The organism is Shewanella inventionis, from assembly GCF_019931735.1.
Taxonomy (GTDB): Bacteria; Pseudomonadota; Gammaproteobacteria; order Enterobacterales; family Shewanellaceae; genus Shewanella; species Shewanella inventionis.
This window is the reverse complement of record NZ_CP082926.1, coordinates 3,708,149-3,729,769: the sequence shown is the minus strand read 5'-3', so window position 1 is coordinate 3,729,769 and position 21,621 is coordinate 3,708,149. Positions and strand designations below refer to the sequence as shown.

Annotated in this window: 18 protein-coding genes and 5 tRNA genes; 16 read left to right on the top strand and 7 right to left on the bottom strand. The window is 41.9% G+C overall.

The features are described from left to right. The first annotated feature begins 50 nt into the window (after nt 1-50). From aroC to K8B83_RS16610, 7 genes are all read left to right on the top strand, one after another. Nucleotides 51-1,145, top strand: a complete 1,095-nt coding sequence (gene aroC / locus K8B83_RS16640) for a chorismate synthase (protein ID WP_188736529.1) — start codon at nt 51-53, stop codon at nt 1,143-1,145. Then, nucleotides 1,145-2,326, top strand: coding sequence for an MFS transporter (locus K8B83_RS16635; protein ID WP_223418352.1), 1,182 nt, complete (start codon nt 1,145-1,147; stop codon nt 2,324-2,326). The genes aroC and K8B83_RS16635 overlap by 1 nt, the downstream gene beginning before the upstream one ends. Before the next feature lie 28 nt (nt 2,327-2,354). Next, complete coding sequence (locus K8B83_RS16630) at nt 2,355-3,491, top strand: ATP-NAD kinase family protein (RefSeq protein WP_223418350.1); 1,137 nt, start codon at nt 2,355-2,357, stop codon at nt 3,489-3,491. Between the two features lie 3 nt (nt 3,492-3,494). Then, nucleotides 3,495-3,773 (top strand): YfcL family protein, encoded by a 279-nt coding sequence (locus K8B83_RS16625; protein WP_188736524.1) that lies wholly within the window; start codon nt 3,495-3,497, stop codon nt 3,771-3,773. 23 nt (nt 3,774-3,796) lie between these two features. After that, nucleotides 3,797-4,336 carry an RNA methyltransferase gene (locus tag K8B83_RS16620; RefSeq protein ID WP_223420101.1) on the top strand — a complete coding sequence of 180 codons (540 nt, stop codon included), beginning with the start codon at nt 3,797-3,799 and terminating at the stop codon, nt 4,334-4,336. 261 nt (nt 4,337-4,597) lie between these two features. Further along, nucleotides 4,598-4,972 carry a rhodanese-like domain-containing protein gene (locus tag K8B83_RS16615; protein ID WP_223418349.1) on the top strand — a complete coding sequence of 125 codons (375 nt, stop codon included), beginning with the start codon at nt 4,598-4,600 and terminating at the stop codon, nt 4,970-4,972. A gap of 16 nt (nt 4,973-4,988) precedes the next feature. Further along, on the top strand, nt 4,989-5,684 hold the full coding sequence (locus K8B83_RS16610; protein WP_223418347.1) for an alpha/beta fold hydrolase: 696 nt from the start codon (nt 4,989-4,991) through the stop codon (nt 5,682-5,684). A gap of 261 nt (nt 5,685-5,945) precedes the next feature. Here K8B83_RS16610 and K8B83_RS16605 read toward each other — a convergent pair. The 4 genes from K8B83_RS16605 to K8B83_RS16590 form a co-directional block, all read right to left on the bottom strand. Beyond that, nucleotides 5,946-6,063: transfer RNA gene (locus K8B83_RS16605), tRNA-OTHER, on the bottom strand. 567 nt (nt 6,064-6,630) lie between these two features. Then, a tRNA-Met gene (locus K8B83_RS16600) sits at nt 6,631-6,706 on the bottom strand. Between the two features lie 45 nt (nt 6,707-6,751). Further along, a tRNA-Met gene (locus K8B83_RS16595) sits at nt 6,752-6,827 on the bottom strand. A 44-nt stretch (nt 6,828-6,871) separates the two neighbouring features. Further along, a tRNA-Met gene (locus K8B83_RS16590) sits at nt 6,872-6,947 on the bottom strand. 289 nt (nt 6,948-7,236) lie between these two features. On the opposite strand from K8B83_RS16590, the gene rlmKL reads away from it, so the two are divergent. The 5 genes from rlmKL (at nt 7,237) to rmf (ending at nt 13,824) form a co-directional block, all read left to right on the top strand. Further along, on the top strand, nt 7,237-9,372 hold the full coding sequence (gene rlmKL / locus K8B83_RS16585) for a bifunctional 23S rRNA (guanine(2069)-N(7))-methyltransferase RlmK/23S rRNA (guanine(2445)-N(2))-methyltransferase RlmL (RefSeq protein WP_223418345.1): 2,136 nt from the start codon (nt 7,237-7,239) through the stop codon (nt 9,370-9,372). Beyond that, a complete protein-coding gene (locus tag K8B83_RS16580; RefSeq protein WP_188739829.1) occupies nt 9,362-9,595 on the top strand; it encodes a glutaredoxin family protein in 234 nt (77 codons plus the stop codon). The genes rlmKL and K8B83_RS16580 overlap by 11 nt, the downstream gene beginning before the upstream one ends. 1 nt (nt 9,596) lies before the next feature. Continuing rightward, the gene (locus K8B83_RS16575) at nt 9,597-11,513 is read left to right on the top strand and encodes an ABC transporter ATP-binding protein (protein WP_188739828.1); all 1,917 of its coding nucleotides are present in this window, start codon (nt 9,597-9,599) and stop codon (nt 11,511-11,513) included. Between the two features lie 25 nt (nt 11,514-11,538). Beyond that, the gene (locus K8B83_RS16570) at nt 11,539-13,431 is read left to right on the top strand and encodes a DUF3466 family protein (protein WP_223418339.1); all 1,893 of its coding nucleotides are present in this window, start codon (nt 11,539-11,541) and stop codon (nt 13,429-13,431) included. Nucleotides 13,432-13,647: 216 nt separating this feature from the next. Beyond that, nucleotides 13,648-13,824, top strand: a complete 177-nt coding sequence (gene rmf / locus K8B83_RS16565) for a ribosome modulation factor (RefSeq protein ID WP_188739826.1) — start codon at nt 13,648-13,650, stop codon at nt 13,822-13,824. A 59-nt stretch (nt 13,825-13,883) separates the two neighbouring features. Here rmf and fabA read toward each other — a convergent pair whose 3' ends face one another. Together fabA and K8B83_RS16555 are read right to left on the bottom strand one after the other, a co-directional pair. After that, complete coding sequence (gene fabA, locus K8B83_RS16560) at nt 13,884-14,399, bottom strand: bifunctional 3-hydroxydecanoyl-ACP dehydratase/trans-2-decenoyl-ACP isomerase (RefSeq protein WP_223418337.1); 516 nt, start codon at nt 14,397-14,399, stop codon at nt 13,884-13,886. A 75-nt stretch (nt 14,400-14,474) separates the two neighbouring features. Then, nucleotides 14,475-16,214: an AAA family ATPase gene (locus K8B83_RS16555; RefSeq protein WP_223420099.1), complete on the bottom strand. Its 1,740-nt coding sequence runs from the start codon at nt 16,212-16,214 to the stop codon at nt 14,475-14,477. Between the two features lie 258 nt (nt 16,215-16,472). Here K8B83_RS16555 and K8B83_RS16550 point away from each other — a divergent pair. From K8B83_RS16550 to K8B83_RS16535, 4 genes are all read left to right on the top strand, one after another. Next, nucleotides 16,473-16,562, top strand: a tRNA-Ser gene (locus tag K8B83_RS16550). A 98-nt stretch (nt 16,563-16,660) separates the two neighbouring features. Then, entirely contained in the window at nt 16,661-18,091 is a 1,431-nt protein-coding gene (locus K8B83_RS16545) for a site-specific integrase (RefSeq protein WP_223418336.1), read from the top strand. Nucleotides 18,092-18,931: 840 nt separating this feature from the next. Beyond that, nucleotides 18,932-20,200, top strand: coding sequence for an IS4 family transposase (locus tag K8B83_RS16540; RefSeq protein ID WP_223418334.1), 1,269 nt, complete (start codon nt 18,932-18,934; stop codon nt 20,198-20,200). Nucleotides 20,201-20,325: 125 nt separating this feature from the next. Next, complete coding sequence (locus tag K8B83_RS16535) at nt 20,326-20,742, top strand: DUF3010 family protein (protein WP_223418333.1); 417 nt, start codon at nt 20,326-20,328, stop codon at nt 20,740-20,742. 116 nt (nt 20,743-20,858) lie between these two features. On the opposite strand, the gene K8B83_RS16530 is transcribed toward K8B83_RS16535, so the two are convergent. Further along, nucleotides 20,859-21,620, bottom strand: coding sequence for an IS5 family transposase (locus tag K8B83_RS16530; RefSeq protein ID WP_223417353.1), 762 nt, complete (start codon nt 21,618-21,620; stop codon nt 20,859-20,861). Nucleotide 21,621 lies beyond the last annotated feature (1 nt).

The window sequence follows — 21,621 nt, the reverse complement described above, 5'->3', positions numbered from 1 at the left end:
ATAAGAGCATTTAGCTGTGTATTAATCAATTTTAGAGGTAGTTAACGCGCATGTCAGGAAACAGTATCGGTCAAAATTTTGTAGTCACAACCTTTGGCGAAAGCCATGGTGTTGCATTAGGTTGTATCATTGATGGTTGCCCACCAGGGCTCGAATTAACCGTTGAAGACATGCAACATGATTTAGACAGACGACGTCCAGGCACATCGCGTTATACCACTGCAAGGCGTGAGCCTGATGAAGTGAAAATTTTATCAGGTGTGTTTGAAGGTAAAACCACGGGTACTTCTATTGGTTTGTTGATTGAAAATACCGATCAACGCAGCCAAGACTATTCAGACATTAAAGATACCTTCCGCCCAGGCCATGCTGACTATACTTATCAGCAAAAATATGGCATGCGTGATTACCGTGGTGGTGGGCGTTCATCTGCGCGCGAAACTGCGATGCGTGTTGCAGCGGGCGCCGTGGCTAAAAAATACCTTAAGCAAGTGCATGGTATTGAAATTCATGGCTACCTTGCTCAACTAGGCCCCATAACTGCTGATACAATTGATTTAACCCAAATTGAACAAAATGCATTCTTCTTTCCTGATGCAACTAAGTTAGACGCATTAGATGAGTACATGCGCGATTTACGTAAATCGGGTGACTCAATTGGCGCCAAAATTACCGTGGCAGCCACCGGCGTACCAGTGGGGTTAGGTGAGCCAGTATTTGATCGTTTAGATGCTGATATTGCCCATGCGCTTATGGGCATTAATGCCGTTAAAGGTGTCGAAATAGGTGATGGTTTTGGTGTTGTGACCCAAAAAGGCTCTGAAGGTCGTGATTTAATGTCACCAGAGGGGTTTGCCTCTAATCATGCCGGTGGTGTATTAGGCGGTATTTCATCAGGCCAACCTGTTGTAGCCCATATTGCATTAAAGCCCACATCTAGCATTAGTGTACCGGGTCAAAGCATGACAGTGCAGGGTGATACGGTTGATATGATCACTAAAGGCCGACACGACCCGTGTGTGGGTATCCGTGCAGTGCCTATTGCTGAAGCCATGTTAGCGATTGTATTAATGGATCATTTATTACGACACCGCGCGCAAAACCAAGATGTGGTTCGTCAAACTCCTGTGATTGGTATGCGTTAATGCCTTCAAGTCATCGCGCTGAACCAGATTTACGCTGGCTCGGCGCCTGTTATTTCTTTTTCTTTTCTATTCTCGGCATTATGGTCCCCTATTTAGGGGTCTTTTTTGATAGTCGAGGCTTCAATGCCCAAGAGATTGGTTTTTTGCTGGCTATTTTAATGGCCACGCGCATTGTTGCACCTAATATTTGGGCTGCTGTTGCCGACCGAACAGGGATGCGCGCCGAGCTGATTAAGCTGGGCTCGTTCGCAGCCGCAATGACCTACATCAGCTTTTTCTTTGACGGCAGCTTTTTATACCTTGCCATTAGCTTGGCCATTTATACCTTTTTTTGGAACTCAATTCTGGCGCAGTTAGAAGTGATTACCTTAGAAACCTTAGGTGACAAAGCTGAGCGTTATGGTGCAATTCGTAGCTGGGGTAGTGTCGGCTATATTGTGTTAGTGATAAGTGGTGGTTTTGCCATTGATTATTGGGGCCCTGAAGTGCTGCCTTATATGGGCATGATATTATTTCTAGGCTTGTTTGCCTGTTCATTACCGTTACCGGCTAATCGCAGTGCAGTGATTAATAAGTCAGATCGTCCCAAATTAACCTTCGATGCATCACTTATTTGGTTTATGGTATCAGCAATGCTGCTGCAAATGAGCGTAGGGCCTTTTTATGGCTTCTTTGTATTGTACTTAAAGCAGTTTGGTTATTCAGAAACCATTGCAGGCATACTGGTTGCGCTTGGCGTATTTGCTGAAATTATTATCTTCTTTTATTCGTCACGTTTAATTCGCCAGTATGGTATTCGAGTGTTGCTGGTGGTGAGTATGTTACTGACAGCCATTCGCTGGCTATTGTTGGCTTTTGGCGTTGAATCGCTTTTGTTGTTGATCATAAGCCAAATTCTTCATGCCTTTACCTTTGGCCTAGTGCACGCTGCGTCTATTCATTTTATTCATCGTCATTTTAATGTTAGCCATCGCAGCACTGGGCAGGCGTTATACGCCAGCGTGAGTTTTGGTGTAGGTGGTGCACTTGGTACATGGATAAGCGGTATGATTTGGGGCGATGGCAGCCAAACCATGTGGGTATGGGTCTTTGCTGCGAGCTGCGCGTTTTTATCTATGATTGCGGTTATGCTGATCCCAAATATCAATGGTGAAGTCACCGCTAATGCAATACAAAATTAACATCTAAAAAGAGTCGCAAGGAGTTATTGTGAAACGTTTTCGCTTAGGGGTAATCATCAACCCATTGGCCGGACTAGGCGGCAGTGTAGGGTTAAAAGGGTCTGATGGTGTGGCGTTAGAAGCCATTGCCAAAGGTGCAACCCCTAAAGCTCAAATGCGTATGCAGCAAGCATTAGCGGTGATATTACCTTTTGCAGAAAAACTCGATATCATTACTGCATCGGGCGACATGGGTGCAAACTTGTGTCGACAAATGGGCTTTTCTACCACTGAAGTTTATTGCAGTGATAGCACCACTACCTCACAAGATACCCAAAATGCAGTTTCCTGTTTGTTAGAGCAGCAATTAGACTTATTGCTGTTTGCCGGAGGAGATGGCACCGCTCGTGATATTTATGCTGTGGTTGACGATAGTTTGCCCGTTTTAGGTGTACCTGCGGGGGTTAAAATTCACTCGGGTGTTTACGGTATTACGCCACACGCTTCAGGCTTGGTGGTGAGTATGTTGTTGCAGGGTGAGCTGGTGAGTTTAATGTCGGCTGATGTGATGGACATTGATGAAGTCGCCTTTAGGCAAGGCAGCGTTAGAGCAAAACGGTTTGGTGAAATGACCGTGCCAGCAGAGCCGCGTTACATACAAGCAGTAAAAATGGGCGGCAAAGAAGTTGATGAATTAGTGTTAGCTGATATTGCAGCTGACATCATTGAATCAATGGACGATGAGTTATTTATTATGGGTTCGGGCAGTACCGTTGCTGCTGTGATGGAAGAGTTGGGGATAGACAATACCTTACTCGGTGTTGATGTTATTCAAGACAACATGTTAATTACTCAAGATGTCAGCGCCAATCAATTGCTCGAATTGACCAAAGATATGCCTGCCGACAAGGTTAAGCTGGTGATTACCCTCATCGGTGGACAAGGGCACATATTAGGCCGCGGTAACCAGCAATTGTCCCCAGAGCTGATAAAACGCATCCCAAAAGACAATATTTTAATCTTAGCCACAAAAACTAAGCTCAAAGCACTTGAAGGTAGGCCATTAATTGTGGATAGTGGCGACCCTGAATTAGACAAAGCACTCACTGGCTATTACAAAATAGTCACTGGCTACCACGATTACGTGATGTATCAAGTGGCCAACCCAGATTTGGTGGAGAACTAAACCATGTTAGAACAGTACGATGCAGCATTAGAGTCTTGGATTGAAGAAAGCGTAAATAACAGTGATGATGATGCATTGTTTGCTTGTGGTTACTTACAAGGTCATGTTGCTGTTGTGTTAGCCGAACTAGAAGTCGAAGCTGAGCAAGATTTAGCCGCACTCGATAAAAAACTATTAAGTTGCTTAGCCTTAGCAGACAAAGAATTAAATGCGCAAGACTACGCCCTCGTTGAAGCTGCCTGGCAGCAACTGCGTCAACGTATTGTTGCTCAAGCAGCTTAAGTGTGGAACAAACAAAGAGTGTTATGGTAAATCCGTCTTCGCAAGTCACAATTGGGTTAGTTAACCCTAAAACACCGGTAAACGTTGGCGGTATTATGCGTGCTGCTGGCTGTTATGGTGTTAATCGTGTTTGTTACACAGGTAAGCGATATGAGTTAGCGGCTAAGTCGGGCGACGCTCAATATGATGTCGACACCAAAGATGCGGCTAAACGCATTCCGTTAGAGGGTGTTGAGTCCTTACTTGAAAGCGTGCCTCAAGGCGCAACAATCGTATGCGTTGACTTGGTGGTTGGCGCGACACCTTTGCCATTATTTACTCATCCCGACAATGCGTTTTATATCTTCGGACCTGAAGATGGCACAATCCCGCAGCAATTAATTGACGCCGCGGCTGACGTTGTTTATGTGCCGACAGTAGGCTGCATGAACCTTGCCGCATCGGTGAATGTGCTACTTTATGATCGCCTCGCTAAGACAACGCAAATTAAAGCGGATGATGAGTTAATAAAACAAAGCCGTGACAATAATAATCGGACTAAAGTGAAACACTGGTTGAAGTAAGCTTGCTTAATATCATATTTATTTGAAAATACCGGATGAGAAATCATCCGGTATTTTTTTATGTTTCTCAATTTTTATTAGCCCGAATAACGTTAATAAGTGATGACTTCGCGAGAGTTTAACAGGGCTTAAACACGGCGCTGACTGAATGAATAATTGTTCTGATCCGACGTTATGCAGGTATCAAACTTTAATCGATTGAATAAAGGGCTGAACATAATGTAGTTTAAGCTAAGCCCTTATTATTTGAAGGAACTGCTAATGTCATTTCTCAGTCGGTTATCCCAATGGTTACCATTCGGTGACGTGCCAGAAATGGATGCTAAAAGTGTTTTTCAGCATCTTGAAGATAATAATATTCAAATAGTCGATGTGCGCACATCGTTGGAGTGGGATAAATCTCATATCAAAGGGTCGATTAACCTTCCTATTACCCATTATTCTGCGGATTCTGTTAGGCAAAAGCGGCTAAATAAAGACCATCTCACCATTGTCATTTGTCTCTCTGCCCACCGAAGTATTCCTGCCGTTAGAAAACTAAAGCAGTCTGGATTTAAAGAGGTGTATCAACTCAAAGGTGGCATGTTGAGTTGGTGGAAAGCGAAACTGCCGACATTATCAACCTCAAATAAATAGAAAAAGGTTCATTATTATGACGTTACTTTTTTTACATGGTTCTGGTTGTACGCATGTTGTTTGGCAGCTCCAGCAACAGTTTTTTGAACATAGCATTGCGGTTGATTACCCCGGTCATCCAGATGGACAAGCATTGGCAAGTGTTGATGAATTAGTACAATGGTTAGCAGACTACATTACCCAGCATCAGCTGTTCGACGTGGTGTTAGTTGGGCACTCTCTTGGCAGCGCCGTAGCAATGCAACTCGCTATCTCAGCAAAGGCAAAGATACAATTAAAGGCGTTAGTGCTTATTGGCGCGGGAGCTCGGCTCAAAGTAATGCCTCAACTATTACAATCACTGTCTGAGCTTGTTGAGTTAAAACAGCCGTTCCCAGATTATTTACTGGCGGCAAATCAAAATATTGCCGAGCCATTACAAACACAAATCAACAATTCAATTATCAATAATGGTGTTAGCGTCATGCTGACTGATTTCACCATTTGCGATAAATTTGACGTTATCGATCAACTACCGAAAATTGATGTGCCGACATTAATTATTGTGGGCGATACCGATCAAATGACACCGATAAAATATGCCACATTTTTACAGCAGCAAATCCCCAATGCGCAAATCGCAATAATAGAGAAGGGCAGCCATATGGTGTTTGCTGAACAACCCGATAGTGTAAATCAATGCATCGAAACGTTTCTTAACACACTGGATTAAGCATGGTCGGGCATATGTTGAGTTTATTCATTTAGCTAGATTGTATGCGCGGAGCTAATTTTTTGAACAGAGAAAATGCTTGCGGGAGCAGGACTTGATAAAAAGAAAAAGAGACGACCTTCACGTTTGCTTATAAAAAAGAGTAGTTTATAAAAATCTGAGCACGACGCGCTGTCATTTGATTTGGTATTGATCTGATAATATTGGAATATTTATATTTAATGGAGGGTACGTTGATATTGGACATTTGAGGTTTCAAAATGGTTGCGGGAGCAGGACTTGATAAAAAGAAAAAGAGACGACCTTCAGCGTTTGCTTATAAAAAAGAGCTGTTGATAAAAAGCTGAGCCCGACGAGTTACCAACTGCTCCATCCCGCGACTGATTTTGATTTTGTTTATCTTTATTCTTGTTAAACAAGAAAATGGTTGCGGGCGCAGGACTTGATAAAAAGCGACGACCTTCAGCGTTTGCTTATAATAAAGAGTAGTTTATAAAAAGCTGAGCACGACGAGTTGTCAACTGCTTCGGTATTACTCTGATAATATTGGAGTATTTATATTTAATTGAGGGTATAAGCAATTGGATATTGGATATTGGATATTTGAGGTTTCAAAATGGTTGCGGGAGCAGGACTTGATAAAAATCTACGACCTTCGACGATTGTTTATAAAAAGCTGAGCCCGACGAGCTATCAATTGTTCTATTCCGCGTCCGATAAACGCTGTTAATTGTTTTAATTCTATTAACTAAGAATTGGTTGCGGGAGCAGGACTTGATAAAAAGAAAAAGAGACGACCTTCAGCGTTTGCTTATAAAAAAGAGTAGTTTATAAAAATCTGAACACAACAAACTACCAATTACTTTGTGCACAGTAAGGTTACACTGAAATTTTAGTAAGTAATTTGGAATGAATATGAAGAGTTAAAAATATTGAATTGTCAAAATGGTTGCGGGAGCAGGACTTGAACCTACGACCTTCGGGTTATGAGCCCGACGAGCTACCAACTGCTCCATCCCGCGACTGATTTTGATTTTGTTTATCTTTATTTTTGTTGTACAAGAAAGTGGTTGCGGGAGCAGGACTTGAACCTACGACCTTCGGGTTATGAGCCCGACGAGCTACCAACTGCTCCATCCCGCGTCCGATAAACGCTGCTAATTGTTTTAATTCTATTAACTAAGAATTGGTTGCGGGAGCAGGACTTGAACCTACGACCTTCGGGTTATGAGCCCGACGAGCTACCAACTGCTCCATCCCGCGTCCGGTAAACGCTGCTTTAAGAGTTAAGCTTCATACCTGTTGGTGTGATTGCTGTCTGCCTCAAAGCGGGGCGAACTATAGCGATCCCTATTTATGTTTGCAAGCAAAATCGAATTAAACTTATTTGTTTGCCGATTAATTAATCGCTACTCGGTTTAAATTGCGAATATTGAACATTAAAGGTTCAAATTGGAGAATTTATAGGCCCAGTTCGATAAGTCGTTGGGGATATGTGTTTGAACAGGTATAATGCTGCACTGAATTTTGTGTAACGATGACTGACTAATACATGTTTAATTTTTTTGCTGCAGCCCCTAAGGGTTTTGAATATAGCCTAGCCTCTGAGTTGAAAGAGTTTGGTGCTACCGATGTTAAAGAAAGTGTTGCTGGTGTGTATTTCTCTGCACCACTTGAATTGGCATATAGAATCACTTTGTGGACTCGCCTTGCTAGCCGTATCGTCTTAGTGATTTATAAAGGAGCTTGTGAATCTGCCGAGCAACTTTATAACGCAGCATATTGCATCGATTGGCCGTCGCACTTTTCACATAAAAAAACCTTTAGTATCGACTTTCACGGTACCGGTGGGTTTATCAACAATACTCAGTTTGGTGCGCTAAAAATTAAAGATGCGGTGGTCGATCGTTTTCGTGATGACGGTTCAAGCCGCCCTGATGTTGAACGGGTAAACCCTGACTTTAAAATTGATGCGCACTTTCGTAATGGTCAACTAACCATTTCGATGAATTTTTCTGGTGCATCTTTACATCAACGTGGTTATCGCTCAACTACTGGCGAAGCACCACTAAAAGAAAATTTAGCAGCAAACATGCTAGTGCGAAGTGGCTGGCAAGCTGATCAAACCACTATCCTAGATCCATTTTGTGGTAGCGGCACAGTGTTAATTGAAGCGGCATTAATGGCTGCCGACATTGCACCTGGCTTAAAACGTGAAAAGTTTGGTTTCGAGAATTGGCAAAGCCACAATAAAGCCATGTGGCAGAATGTATTAGCAGAAGCTCAAGCTCGTGCAACCTTAGGTAAAACACGCTGCAAAATTAAGTTTTATGGATCAGATATTGAAGCGCACCTCGTCTCAATTGCTAAGCGCAATGCTGAAAATGCAGGTGTGGCAGATCTCATTGAGTTTAGCGTTTCTGATGCATTAGATGTTTCACCGCCTGTAAGTGAAGGCTTTTTAATTTCAAACCCGCCATACGGTGAGCGTTTAGGTAATGTCACTGAGCTTTTACAGCTTTATTACCAATTAGGTGACAAGTTTAAAAAAGAGTTTGGCGGTTGGAAAATTGCCATGCTGTGCAGCGACATTGAATTATTGTCGTCGCTAAAACTTAAAGCCGACAAGCAAATGAAAATGTTTAACGGCGCCCTTGAATGTGCATTTAACATTTATACCTTACATGCCAAAAGCACCCGTCGTGAAGCCGTCGTTTTACCTGATGGGGTTGATATTGCTGACATCGCGCCAGCATTTGTTAACCGTATCAAAAAGAACCTCAAGCAACTCGAAAAATGGGCTAAAAAAGAGCGTATCGACAGCTATCGTCTATACGATGCAGACTTGCCAGAATATAACGTAGCCATTGATAAGTACGTTGATTATGTGGTTATTCAAGAATATTCAGCACCCGCTACCATCCCTGAAGCCGTTACAAAACGTCGGATCAGCGATGTGTTATTGGCATTGCCAGGTGCATTAGGTATTCACCCTGATCGCGTTACGCTTAAAACCCGTGAGCGTCAAAAAGGCACAAGTCAGTATCAAAAACTCGATGAACGCAAAGTAGAAGTCATCACCGAAGAATACGGTGCAAAATTTAAGCTTAACTTAACCGGTTATTTAGACACCGGCTTATTCTTAGATCACCGCGTAACGCGAAAACTCGTAGGCGATAAATCTAAAGGCAAACGTGTACTTAACTTATTTGCTTATACCGGCTCAGCGTCTGTACATGCAGCAATTGGTGGCGCAAAGTCTGTTACTACTATAGATATGTCAAACACTTACATAAATTGGGCAAAAGAGAACTTTGCCTTGAACGGTTTGTCTGGTGCTAAGTATGACTTTATTCAGGCTGATTGTTTACAGTGGATAAAAGACAACAGTCACCAACAGTTTGATTTGATTTTTATCGACCCACCAACGTTTTCAAACTCAAAACGTATGGAAGACAGTTGGGATGTACAGCGCGACCACGCCGAAATGTTGTCTGGTTTAATTAAGTTACTTGCCCCAAATGGTGAGCTTGTATTTTCTAACAACAAACGTAAGTTCAAAATGGACATCGACGCCCTTAATCAAGCAGGGATTGATGTGACTAACATCGACCATTTATGTTTGCCGTTAGATTATAAGCGCAACCCGCATATTCATAATGTTTGGTTGCTCACCCATGCCAAATAATGTTGAGCCTTACATCTTGTATCACACAGAGGGTTGCCATCTGTGTGATATCGCTTTGGCACTTGTTAAGCATACAGGTATTCATTTTCAACACGTTGACATTTGCGACGATGACGCTTTAGCTGAGCGTTATGGTATAAGTATTCCAGTGCTAATACAGGGGCAACGTGAATTATTTTGGCCTTTTGATAGCCAACAATTACAAGAGTTTATAGGAGTTTAGATTGAGTCTGGTTCGGATAAATAATGGCTCGTTAGCCTACGGTTACACTCCTTTATTGCAAAATGCAGATTTTACCATTGAGCCAGGCGAGCGCGTCTGTATTGTTGGACGCAACGGCGCGGGTAAATCAAGCTTAATGAAAGTGTTATCAGGTGATGTATTGCTTGATGATGGCGAATTCAACATTGCCAATGATGTGAATGTGAGCCGTTTACAGCAAGATCCACCTAAAGCAGAAACAGGCTCGGTATATGCTTATATTGCTGCAGCTTTAAAAGACATAGGTGAAGCATTAGAGAAGTATCATCAATTATCACATGACGTAGCAGAAGCTAACCCTGATGATATGGAGCGTATGCTCAATGAAATGCAGCGGATCCAAGAGGTGCTAGATCATAATAATGGTTGGCAGCTTGATTCACGTATTATTCAAAACTGTCAATTACTTGGACTCGATCCTGATAAACCATTAAGCGAGCTTTCTGGTGGGTGGCAGCGTAAAGTAGCCTTAGCCAGAGCATTGGTTGTAGACCCAGATTTGTTGTTACTCGACGAGCCGACTAACCATCTAGACATTGATACCATTGAATGGCTGGAGCAGTTTTTGCTTAGCTTTAAAGGTGCAATCGTATTTGTCAGCCATGACCGTGGTTTTATTCAACGTATGGCAACCCGAATCGTCGATCTCGACCGTGGCGTTGTTACCTCATGGCCTGGCAGTTATCAAGCATATTTAGACGGTAAGCAAGAGTGGCTTCGTGTTGAGGCTGAAAAAAACGCCCATTTTGATAAAAAACTAGCTGAAGAAGAAACCTGGATCCGTCAAGGTGTAAAAGCGCGTCGCACCCGTAACGAAGGTCGAGTAAGGGCGTTAAAAGCATTACGAGTCGAGCGTAGTGAACGGCTCAATCGACAGGGCAATGCCAAAATGGCAGTGTCTGATACAGAGCGTTCAGGTAAGTTAGTCTTTGATGTAAAAGACGTAAACTACAACTTACCGGATAAAAATTTAGTCAAAAACTTTAGCACTACCGTGATGCGCGGCGATCGTATTGCACTTATCGGACCTAATGGCTGCGGTAAATCAACACTAATCAAGTTATTGATAGAAAAACTGCAACCTCAATCTGGCGAAATTAAAGTCGGCACAAAGTTAGAAATCGCCTATTTTGACCAGTACCGAGAAGCGCTAGATCCTGAAAAAACAGTCGAAGAAAACGTTGGCGAAGGTAAAAGCACAGTCACCATTAATGGTCAAGACCGCCATATTTTAAGCTACTTACAAGATTTCTTATTTTCGCCTATGCGCGCTCGCACTCCGGTAAAAGCACTCTCTGGTGGAGAAAAGAACCGTTTATTGCTCGCAAGGTTGTTATTACGCCCTGCAAACCTCATTATTCTCGACGAACCAACAAACGATCTTGATATTGAGACATTAGAGTTGTTAGAGTCTCTGCTCACTGATTTTGAAGGTACGTTATTAATCGTGAGCCACGACAGAGCATTTATTGATAATACCGTCACCAGTAGCTGGTGGTTTGCGGGTAATGGCCATTGGTCTGAATACGTAGGTGGTTACCAGGATGCAATTTCTCAGGGAGCAAAATTTTATTCTGAGGAACCAGTTGCAACAACTGTTGTCCAAACGACACCCGTTGTAGAAACAAAGCCTGTAAAAGCACCAGAAAAGCCAGCTAAAAAGCTCTCTTATAAATTACAAAAAGAGTTAGAAGCGCTTCCAAGTCAAATGGAGTTGCTTGAACAAGAGATTGAAACACTACAACAAACCGTGAGCAGTGCTGATTTTTACAGCCAACCAGCGGATACGGTTAATAAGGCTCTGCAAACATTAGCAGAGAAAGAACAGAATTTAGAGCTGTGCTTCCAACGCTGGGAAGAACTAGAGTCACTGAAGTAAAGCATAATAAAACAGGAATGGTTACATGAAGTTAAAGTTTGATAAAGCCCTGTCACTCGTTGCGATTGGCGTATTAAGTGTTATCGGTTCGGCTCAAGCCGCGTCTGTGTATGAAATTGTTAATATTGAAGATTACGATTTAAACGGCACCTTAGATGGCACTCGAAATGGCTATGCCATGGCAGTTAACGACGAAGATGAACTTGTTGGTATTTCAAAAGGTAAAAACAAGTTAACAATTGATGACGTTGATGACTCTGTAATTGATATTGAAGATGGTATTACCGCAGCAGAATCCATCACATATTCTGTTTACTCTGAAATAGAAGCGAACAACTTTACTTTTATAGCAAGTGACAATGCATCAGTGGGTTCTTGGGTTCCTGAGTTTTTTAGCATGGCTGATACATTTGACCCTGCCAGCACTGAAACGGATTCAGACGACGAGTTAATCGTCAATGATGTCGATACCTTTTTTTATGGCCTTAACAATAATGGCGTAAAAGTAGGTGCTTATACAGGTGAAGAGTTAACACTCGATTACGAAGGCACGAGTACAACTCAAGAATATTTCTATTATCGCGAATTTGAAATGCGTGGTATTGCGGTTAAAAATGGCGTGGAATATCCGTTATTACCTTCATTTACCACGTACGAGCGTGAGCAAACTGCAGATGTCGATGCAGCTACCGTTGAAGTAGGCGGGTGGTCAGTTGCTGCTAAAGTCAATGATAACGACTTAGTTGTGGGTTATGGTAGTACTGCGCTGGCTTCATCTAGCGAAACCCGTATTGATACCTGTATCGAAGACGCCGAAGATACAGATGCCGATAATCCCATCCCAACCGATATTTGTGTACAAGCCTGGCAGTACCCAGATGATAACGGTACTCGGTATATTCAATATCAAACTCGTGCTTTTGTATGGGATCTTAATAACTTAGACGAAGACGGTTTACCAGAGCGCACAGAACTGGAATTAGGATTAACCCCAGATGAAGATTCAACGCTTATTTATACAGCTCAAGGTTTAGGGATTAACTCAAACGGTGATGTTGCAGGCCGCTCACACGTTTACCGTAACGGTGATGACGACGATTTATACTTTGATGCTGCATACTGGATAAAAGACGCCAATGGTGATTACCAGTACAACTGGGTAACGATGGATGATGACGTTTACTATTCTATTGCTTATGACATCAACGATTCAGGTATTCTAGTTGGTAGTTACAGTAAATACATCAGTGGCTATTTGCGGAGCAAGTTCTTTACTTTTGACACCAATAACCCAGAAGAAGGCATTACTACTCCTAATGACTTTCAAACCTCACTATCTGATCTAAGCAGTAAACCAAAAGACATTAACAATAAAGGTCAGGTCGTGGGTTACATCGAATCTACATACGACAAAGAAAAGCCACGTCCAAAAGTGGGCTTTTTATATGACATGACCACCTCAGAGTTTGTAAACCTAAACGATCAATTGACATGTGAGTCAAAAGGTTACGAAAGAGATACCGATGGTAATTGGGTTCGTCATACTGTGAGTGTGCAAGACGGAACCGGTGAGATATTAACTTACAATACTGAGATCTCAGTTGTTGAAGCAAATAGCATCAACGAAGATGGCACCATTGTTGGCACAGGGTTTATTCTTAAACCAGAATACCAATACGATACAGATGGCGAGTTAATTATTGGTGAAAATGGATTACCTTTGTTTGAATTAGATGGCAATGGCGATCCGGTTACATCTTATCTACCGCGCATGGTCGTTTTGAAACCTACAGCAGGTGAAGCATGTGATACATCTGATGCGGTAGAAGACACTGACTATGAGCGTCTAGGTGCAGCAAGTTTTGGCTGGTTATTTGCTTTACCATTATTGTGGCTTCGTCGTAGAGTTAAAAAATAACTTAAGATTTGTAGCTACAGCCTAGAACATAATATAGAACAAAAATCGAGGAATATTTCCTCGATTTTTTTTGATTTAATTCTCAATACCTTAATAAAAAATCCATAAAATGGTCATTTTTTTGATTGATCTTGGCTAAAAAAACGTCTATTTCTATATTTACGGCTTCAGATTTAACCCGTCAAACAGAAGCCTACAAATGAAGAGGACGCATGCATGAAAAGACAGAAAAGAGATCGTTTAGACAGAGCTTTTTCAAAAGGATTTCAGGCCGGTATAGGAGGGCGCTCAAAGGAAGTTTGTCCTCACTCTAATCTTGATTCACGGTCTCAATGGCTTGGCGGATGGCGAGAGGGCGTTGATGGTCGCCTCAGTGGCTTATTCAACAAATAATAGCCAAAAAAATGCCCTCAAGTTAGAGGGCATTGTTAAAAAAGGTACAATGAAAACAATTAAAATGTAGAGGTATCGCTAAAAATACCCACTTTTAAATCGGTAGCCGAATAAATCTGACGGCCATCCACTTCCATAGTTGCATCGGCAATCCCCATGACTAATTTGCGATGGATCTTGCGCTTAATGTTCAACTTGTAGGTTACTTTTTTAGCATCTGGTAGCACCTGGCCAGTAAATTTAACTTCACCTACACCAAGCGCGCGGCCTTTACCTTCAGCGCCTTCCCAGCCCAAATAAAAACCCACTAGCTGCCACATAGCATCTAAACCTAAGCAACCAGGCATTACCGGATCGGTTTTGAAGTGATAATCAAAAAACCATAAGTCTGGAGTGATATCAAGTTCGGCAACAATTTCACCTTTACCAAATTCACCACCATCTTCATTGATGGTAATAATACGGTCAATCATTAACATATTATCGACAGGTAAACGTGGTCTATTAGGACCTAAAAGATTACCGTTACCACAGGCGATAAGTTGTTCTTTAGTGAAACTGTTAGCTTTTTCCATTTATTTCTCTACCACTCTTTTAACTATTAATCGCAACAAGATAGCGAACACGTGTAAGCTAAACAACTCCGATCACTATATAATCCGTAACTTAGCTAACATTTTAGCAATAAAGCTAAGCTCCACTTCCTCATCATCTTGGCCAGCCAACTTATCTAAACGTTGTTGTACTAAACCATATAGGGTTTCTTCCGCAAAGTCATTGTCTTCATTTGCCACACCTGCCGGCATTTGCATTAAAATTTCAACCGCTTGGTCCATATGTTCAATCGCATGAATATGAAATAACCCCTTATTTACCGCATCAATAACTGCAGGTTGTAAATTGAGTTGCAACACATTAGCTTTAGGAATAATGACACCTTGCTCCCCCGTGAGTCCACGGCGATGGCATAAAGTATAAAAACCTTCAATTTTTTCATTCACGCCACCAATAGCTTGTACGTTACCAAACTGGTCTAACGCACCTGTTACGGCTAGGCTTTGCACAATAGGCTGCTCAGCAATGGCCGACATTAAGCAGCAATACTCTGCTAATGATGCACTGTCACCGTCGATTTCTTGGTATGACTGCTCAAAAACAATATTGGCATTAAGGTGAAGCGGGGCATCACGTCCGAAAATACGATATAAACAGGCCGACAAAATCATCATGCCTTTAGCATGAATATTACCACCAAGCTCAGATTTTCTTTCAATGTCGGCGACTTCGCCGTCACCATAATGTACTGAGGTTGTGATCCGTGCAGGTTCGCCATAGGTGTAATCACCAGTATCAATCACGGTAAGGCCATTAATTTGGCCAACCATAGCACCTTTAGTTGGCAGATTTATGAAATTGTCATCGAAACTTTGAGCCGAATAAATTTCAGAACTATTATGGCGAAACTTGAGTTTTTCGAGTGCTTTAGCAATCGCGGATGCATTTAATGATGATTTACCCGCATACGCTTTGGCTTGGGCTAACAGCTGCTTAATATCAAGCATGCTTAAACTTAACCGCTGTTGGTGCTCAACAAGGCGAGAGCTAAACCAAAATAATGGTAATAAGCTCGATGGTTCCAATTCAGCACCCGCATCTTTAGCTAATACGCTCAGCCATTGTACATAAGCCGATTCTGGGTATTGGGTTAAGTCCACTTCGTTACTCATTTCAGCAAGTAATGGAAAGTGCTGGTTAAAGCGGCGATCTTCTTGGCGAAGTTGGCTGTATGCCATTCCTGAACCAATCAAAATAATCTTAGAATTGACAGGAATAGGCGCTAACTCATTGTTGATACGGTAGTATCCGTCATGAAGGATTTGCATCAACAAATCCCAAAGGTTTTCACGTTGCCAAATAGACTCCAAGCAAATGAACACCATATGATTTGATGCTAAAGCCCCAGGTTTATAAATGCTGCTCTTATCCGTCTTAACCATTCGGCCCAATAAATCGGCCCGACGAAGTGTTCCCTGCAAATAACATGACAGTGACTCTTGTTTAGCAACAATACCGACATGTTGCGGGGGCAACGACGCCTGCCACTTAAACTGTATCTCAGCATCATCTGACAACTTTTTTGCCGCCACTAAGTAGTTATTAGAAGGCGTGTCAGCCTGAGACACTAATGCGTTAATAAATAAGGGCCTGTCTACACCAGGGAAATCACCCAAATACAAATGTTGCGAATCGATTTTGGTCATTAATTTAAATGCATCAACGGCACGTTCTTGGCCAAGCAATAATTGACTTGGAAAAAAAGCCGTAGGCGCAGTTTCAGGTAAATGATATTGAGGGGCAAGTTTGGCACTAGGCAATAGCGTTGGGTTCATAGAGTGATAATTGGGCCATGACAACAAAAAATATTCTTTCGATATTAGCATAAAGCATTACAAAAACCTCAGGACATTTACGCGGTTGTAAAATTATGTAGCCTCTGTATTAGTCGAGATTTGGGTTTATCAAAGTCGCGTGCTGATGATGCGCATGTACAAAATTGAAACAGGGCGATTAAATGCTATACATTTAGATAATTTTTTTAAATTTAAGGTTTACAAGTAAACGAGTTACTTATATTATTCACGCCGTTCGGAGGGATGGCAGAGTGGTCGAATGCACCGGTCTTGAAAACCGGCAACGGTTTACCCCGTTCTAGGGTTCAAATCCCTATCCCTCCGCCACATTCTAAAGTGAAAAAGCCATTGATAATCAATGGCTTTTTTGCTTTCTAGCATTTGAAAAATCATATTCTCAGACCCAAAACGGATGACTGAGACATATGTACCTATTCAGAGCCACAAATTGTACCTATTACACCCGCATGGTGTTGCCTGCTTATCTGCGTGATAAAGGCTTCTCTGCCGACATCAAAGTATCCCTGCTCACTAAACAGCGCTCAATCGCGATATGCCGTAACCTTGTCGTTGCGGGCATCTTGCGCCCATTAATCAGCAGTTTAACACCACAATCACAGCCCGATGCGTTTAAGGAACACGTTAATCAATTGATTAATGATGCCCGTGCAGGCTTTGTTGGGGTAACTGATACGCTTGATGAAAATGCCAAGCCAGTGCGGGAAATCATTCAGTTTATTCCCACTCGGCCAACGCAATTAGCCCATAATAGTGCGACATATGACAATTATCCCTCATCAACAAACTTGGTATTTTCAAAAAGTTCGGGTAGTAAAAAGCAAACAAATTCAGTCGCTAACGTCACATTAACTGATGCACTAATTAAGTTTATTAACTCCAAACAAAAGCAGTCTGTCTCAGTGTTAACGGTAAAGCAGCTTAATCAACGTATAGGCCACTTTATTGAGCGAACCCACTTAGATGATGTATTCGACATTACCAGCGCTGAGGCGATGGAATACAAGGATTGTTTGCTCGAAGAAGGTCGAAGCCATAAGAGTAATAAAGACTACTTAGCTGCGGTGTCGCAGTTCTTTAAATGGTGCAAACTGATGCGCTACACCACCGCAAACCCGTTTGATGAAGTGAAGCTATCAAAGCCAAGTAACCAAGCTGGGCATGATTTAGCGCGTCAGCGCTGGCAACCTGAGCAACTAAAACACGTACTGCAATCACAAGAATTTATCGATAAACACCCTGGCTTTAAATGGATAACACTATTGATGCTGTATCACGGTTTACGGCCTTCAGAGGCTTGTCAGCTACACAGCAATGATATAACCGTAATCGATGGTATCAGCGTCATTCACGTGACCAATGAAGGCATGAGCCAACAACTCAAAACAGCACAGTCAAAACGAACCGTTCCGTTACATCAAAAATTGATTGAGCTCGGTTTTACCGATTTCGTTCAAACCATTACTGACCGAACATCAAAAAGCTATCACATAAAAAATAGTCCGTTAAAAAGCGGCCAGTTAACAAGCTGTCCGTTATTTCATTATCAACCCAGTAGCGATGGCGTTTGGTCACACAAGTTTTGCCGAGAGTTTGGAAAATTACTCGACCAGCTTAAGTTTATTGCAGGTAAGCGACCTACAGCCTATTCATTCCGTCACACCTTTATTGATGAACTCAAGCAACTGCAAATAGAAGAATCGATGGTGGCACAAATCGTTGGACACGTTTATCACAACATCACCTATGGACGATACGGCAAGCAATATGATGTGAAAACACTCAAACCAGTGGTGGATAAAGTCAGTTACACATTGAATTTATTTCTACCAGTATAAGAAGTGGGATTATATGAGAGGATTTTTGCTGAAAAGATAAACCGTAGAGCGTTAATCATGACAACAGTCAGTAAATCCTGAGTGACTTTATACGCCAAAATTTGCTCTTACAGAACCAAAAATCAGCCTGAGAAATGATGAAACCTACCAGCGGCATCATTTATCAGCAACGCTTATCAAACCCTACGGGCGTAAATCCATACAAAAGCTTGCTGAGAAATCGAATTTTCACCTTTTTTCGCGTTAATTTCACGCTCATTTCACGTAACTGTTCACTTAAAGAATGCAATTTAAACCGTTTCGCACTCAATGAGTGCGAAGCCAAAGCAGCCCACTTATTAAGTGGGACTACAACGTAACCCGGTACGCTCCTATCCCACTTTTTGTTCCAAAAAGATCGGATAGGAGCTACGGGCAAGGGGTGAACCCCTTAACCCCAACAGCCACATGCTGCGCATGTGAAAAAGCCAAAAGCGTGAAAGATAAAATCAGCTGGGACACTTTTATATGGTACGCACTGTTTTTATGTACAGTTATAATGGGATTTCATCGATTTACAACTAAAAAACGATTTAAAATCGTTCTTTAGTTGTATCGTATTAAAAATAGAAAAACCGTAATTATCTGATTTTATTGATTTTAATTTTTAGTGTACTGAGCCAAAATTCTACTTTACGCGCAAGCTCGGTTTGTTTTTGTCTGTTAGGCACAATTAATTGCTTTACTTCATTCATAGACAGGATCTTTAGCGATAACGCTATATTTTAGGTAGAAAAAAGGCCTTATTTATGATCTGATAATTGTCGCCAAACAAACTACCATGAGCAATAAATAAAGCCGATGACGATTATCTCCTTAAAAAAGCAGTTTATGCAATTCTTCAATGCAAACATCCTTCAAAAAACGGCTAAGCGCACGGGGTTTATTCAACGAAATCGGTCTATTCTGCCGGAAATACTGATCCCAAGCTTGATATCTGCGTTGAGTAAAGGCAACTGCCATGCCATTGCAGACTTGCATCGTCAGTTCAATGGTATGTGTTTGACTGAAAATGATAATGTGGCTTACAAGCCCTTCCACAACCAGCTCCGTAAGGAAGCCTTTCCTCATTTTATGCAGCAACTGGTACAGTTGGCTATCGCTCAATTTGCCCGCCAACAATGTGCTCAGCTTCCGAAGAAGCTGTCTTGCTTTGATGATATTCTGCTTCAAGATGGCAGTTCATTTCATGTTCACAAGGCGTTAGCCGATGTCTACCCAAGCCGCTTTAAACGCAATCCTGCTGCGATAGAGTGCCATATGACCATGTCATTACGAACCTTTAACCCGACGGCGATGACGATAACTGCTGATACGGCTTCAGAAAGAGCCTATCTTCCCAAGCCATTTAAGATGAAAAACAAGCTACTTCTGGCTGATGCGGGATACCCTGATTTCGAGTTTTTTGCCGATGTGGAGCGTCATAATGGTTTCTATATTGTTCGGGGTGCAAAGTCACTCAATCCAAGGGTTGTAGAAGCTAAAAATGGCAAGGGCCGCATTCTTCCTAAGCTAGCTGGAATGAAGCTCAAAGACATAACGCGCCGTACCAACCGCACTGAAATTCTTGACCTCAAAGTCCACAGAGGCAAACAGGAGTTTCGAGTTGTAAGACGTTGGTTCGCTGAAGAAAAGCGGTTTTGTATCTGGTTAACAAACCTACCGACAGAGGCCTACTCAGCCGATGATATTATGGCGATTTATCGCTGCCGCTGGCAGGTTGAACTGCTGTTCAAAGAGTTGAAATCACATACAAACTGGCAGAGATTTGCTACCGCGCAAAAAGCGATAGTTGACGGCCTAGTCTGGGCCAGTCTGCTGGCAGTTATCATCAGGCGCAGTACCGCACTTCAGATAATGCCCTCAGTTTCACTGTTCAAAGCTGCAAAAAATGTGGACGTTTGGTTACTGCCTATCTTTGAATGTATCTGTCATCGAGCCTGGTCAGAAATAACAGAAAAGCTAGACTGGGCGATTTGCTATATAACAAGAAACGCTCCAAAGTCACAGCAAAGAAAATCTAAAGAAGACATAACCTTAGATGGGATTTATGTCAGACTTAATGCTTAAGGTCCAGTGTATGTTACTTCATTAAGATAGCAAATGTAGGATGGTATTTATCAATAAGTTAAGGGATTGACTTTACAGCGCAAGCCCTTCAATAAGCGATTAGGCTCCAAAAGGAATTTATCGATATGCCTAAAGTATGTGGAATTGAACTCAAAGGGTCAGAAGCTATTCTGGCCATTATTGAAGCAGATAGTCAGGAATATATTAATATTGACCCGCGCAGGATTAAAATTGGAGATGATGAATCGACTCATGCCGTTCAATCTTTTTACGAATCCTTTAAAAATTATGTAACCGACAATCATATAGATGTAGTCGTTATTAAAAAAAGAAAGAAAAATGGTTCAATGTCAGGAGGCGGAGTATCTTTCAAACTTGAAGCGTTGATTCAGCTAAACGGAACTGCCGAAGTGTTTTTTGTTTCCGGGCAAGGAATTGCGGCTTCGCATAAGAATAATAATTTTGAAATTCCTAACGGAATCAATAAATATCAAGAGACAGCATTTATGTCGGCCTCTCTATATCTTAGACAAAACAAATGAGCACTTTATTTATAGATGGGATAAGTGCGCCTGTTGAAATTAAAAATCAGTTGAAGCTCCTGTCTAAAGATATAAAGCTTACTAGGGTCTGTTGATCTTTGCTGTACACATTTTATTCAACAATACATCGGCAGCCACATTATAGTAAACGCCAGTGATACCATACTGGCGTAATTTCTTGCTAACTTATCATATCTTGTTGATATTGCTCGGAAGTGCTTTATCCTCGCGAAAGCATTCTCAACCAAATGTCGATACTTGTAGAGACACCAATCCATGCTTTCTTTGTCGATATCTTGCCCATAATTTCGCTTCGGTATAACGGTTTTGCCACCTTTAGAATTGACATATGCCCTTAAAGCGTCGCTGTCATAGCCTTTATCAGCGATAAATACGTTGACCTCCTTAAGGTGGTCAACAAGACTCTCGGCACGAGCAATATCATTTCTCTGGCCTTCTGATAGCTCGAAATAGATTGGTAATCCACCGCTATCCACGACCAAATGAATTTTCGTTGAGTTACCGCCGCGACTCTTTCCAATACACTCATTATCTGGTGTCGCAGCTCCTGCGCTATGCTGATGAGCTTTGACTATTGAGCCGTCTGCAAACACCCAATCATAATCGGAAAGTTTTGATAACTCTTTGAATAGTATATCTAACAGGCCTTTTTTAGACCACAGATTAAAGCGACGATAAACAGTGCTCCAGTCCCCAAACTCTGTTGGAAGATCACGCCATGGAACTCCTGTTCGCAAGCGGTAAAGAATTCCTTCAAAGGTCATTCTATGTTCAGATTTATTATAGATGCGGCCAGTGTTCTTCATCAGTTGAAGTAGCTTTTGCCACCACTTATCAGTTAGCATTAGTCTCGGCATG

Excerpts from the sequence above, each read along its gene's own strand:
- aroC (WP_188736529.1), top strand. The coding sequence starts at position 51 with ATGTCAGGAAACAGTATCGGTCAAAATTTTGTAGTCACAACCTTTGGC.
- K8B83_RS16635 (WP_223418352.1), top strand. The coding sequence starts at position 1,145 with ATGCCTTCAAGTCATCGCGCTGAACCAGATTTACGCTGGCTCGGCGCC.
- K8B83_RS16625 (WP_188736524.1), top strand. The coding sequence starts at position 3,495 with ATGTTAGAACAGTACGATGCAGCATTAGAGTCTTGGATTGAAGAAAGC.
- K8B83_RS16620 (WP_223420101.1), top strand. The coding sequence starts at position 3,797 with ATGGTAAATCCGTCTTCGCAAGTCACAATTGGGTTAGTTAACCCTAAA.
- K8B83_RS16615 (WP_223418349.1), top strand. The coding sequence starts at position 4,598 with ATGTCATTTCTCAGTCGGTTATCCCAATGGTTACCATTCGGTGACGTG.
- K8B83_RS16610 (WP_223418347.1), top strand. The coding sequence starts at position 4,989 with ATGACGTTACTTTTTTTACATGGTTCTGGTTGTACGCATGTTGTTTGG.
- rlmKL (WP_223418345.1), top strand. The coding sequence starts at position 7,237 with ATGTTTAATTTTTTTGCTGCAGCCCCTAAGGGTTTTGAATATAGCCTA.
- K8B83_RS16580 (WP_188739829.1), top strand. The coding sequence starts at position 9,362 with ATGCCAAATAATGTTGAGCCTTACATCTTGTATCACACAGAGGGTTGC.
- K8B83_RS16570 (WP_223418339.1), top strand. The coding sequence starts at position 11,539 with ATGAAGTTAAAGTTTGATAAAGCCCTGTCACTCGTTGCGATTGGCGTA.
- rmf (WP_188739826.1), top strand. The coding sequence starts at position 13,648 with ATGAAAAGACAGAAAAGAGATCGTTTAGACAGAGCTTTTTCAAAAGGA.
- fabA (WP_223418337.1), bottom strand. The coding sequence starts at position 14,399 with ATGGAAAAAGCTAACAGTTTCACTAAAGAACAACTTATCGCCTGTGGT.
- K8B83_RS16555 (WP_223420099.1), bottom strand. The coding sequence starts at position 16,214 with ATGAACCCAACGCTATTGCCTAGTGCCAAACTTGCCCCTCAATATCAT.
- K8B83_RS16545 (WP_223418336.1), top strand. The coding sequence starts at position 16,661 with ATGTACCTATTCAGAGCCACAAATTGTACCTATTACACCCGCATGGTG.
- K8B83_RS16540 (WP_223418334.1), top strand. The coding sequence starts at position 18,932 with ATGACGATTATCTCCTTAAAAAAGCAGTTTATGCAATTCTTCAATGCA.
- K8B83_RS16535 (WP_223418333.1), top strand. The coding sequence starts at position 20,326 with ATGCCTAAAGTATGTGGAATTGAACTCAAAGGGTCAGAAGCTATTCTG.
- K8B83_RS16530 (WP_223417353.1), bottom strand. The coding sequence starts at position 21,620 with ATGCCGAGACTAATGCTAACTGATAAGTGGTGGCAAAAGCTACTTCAA.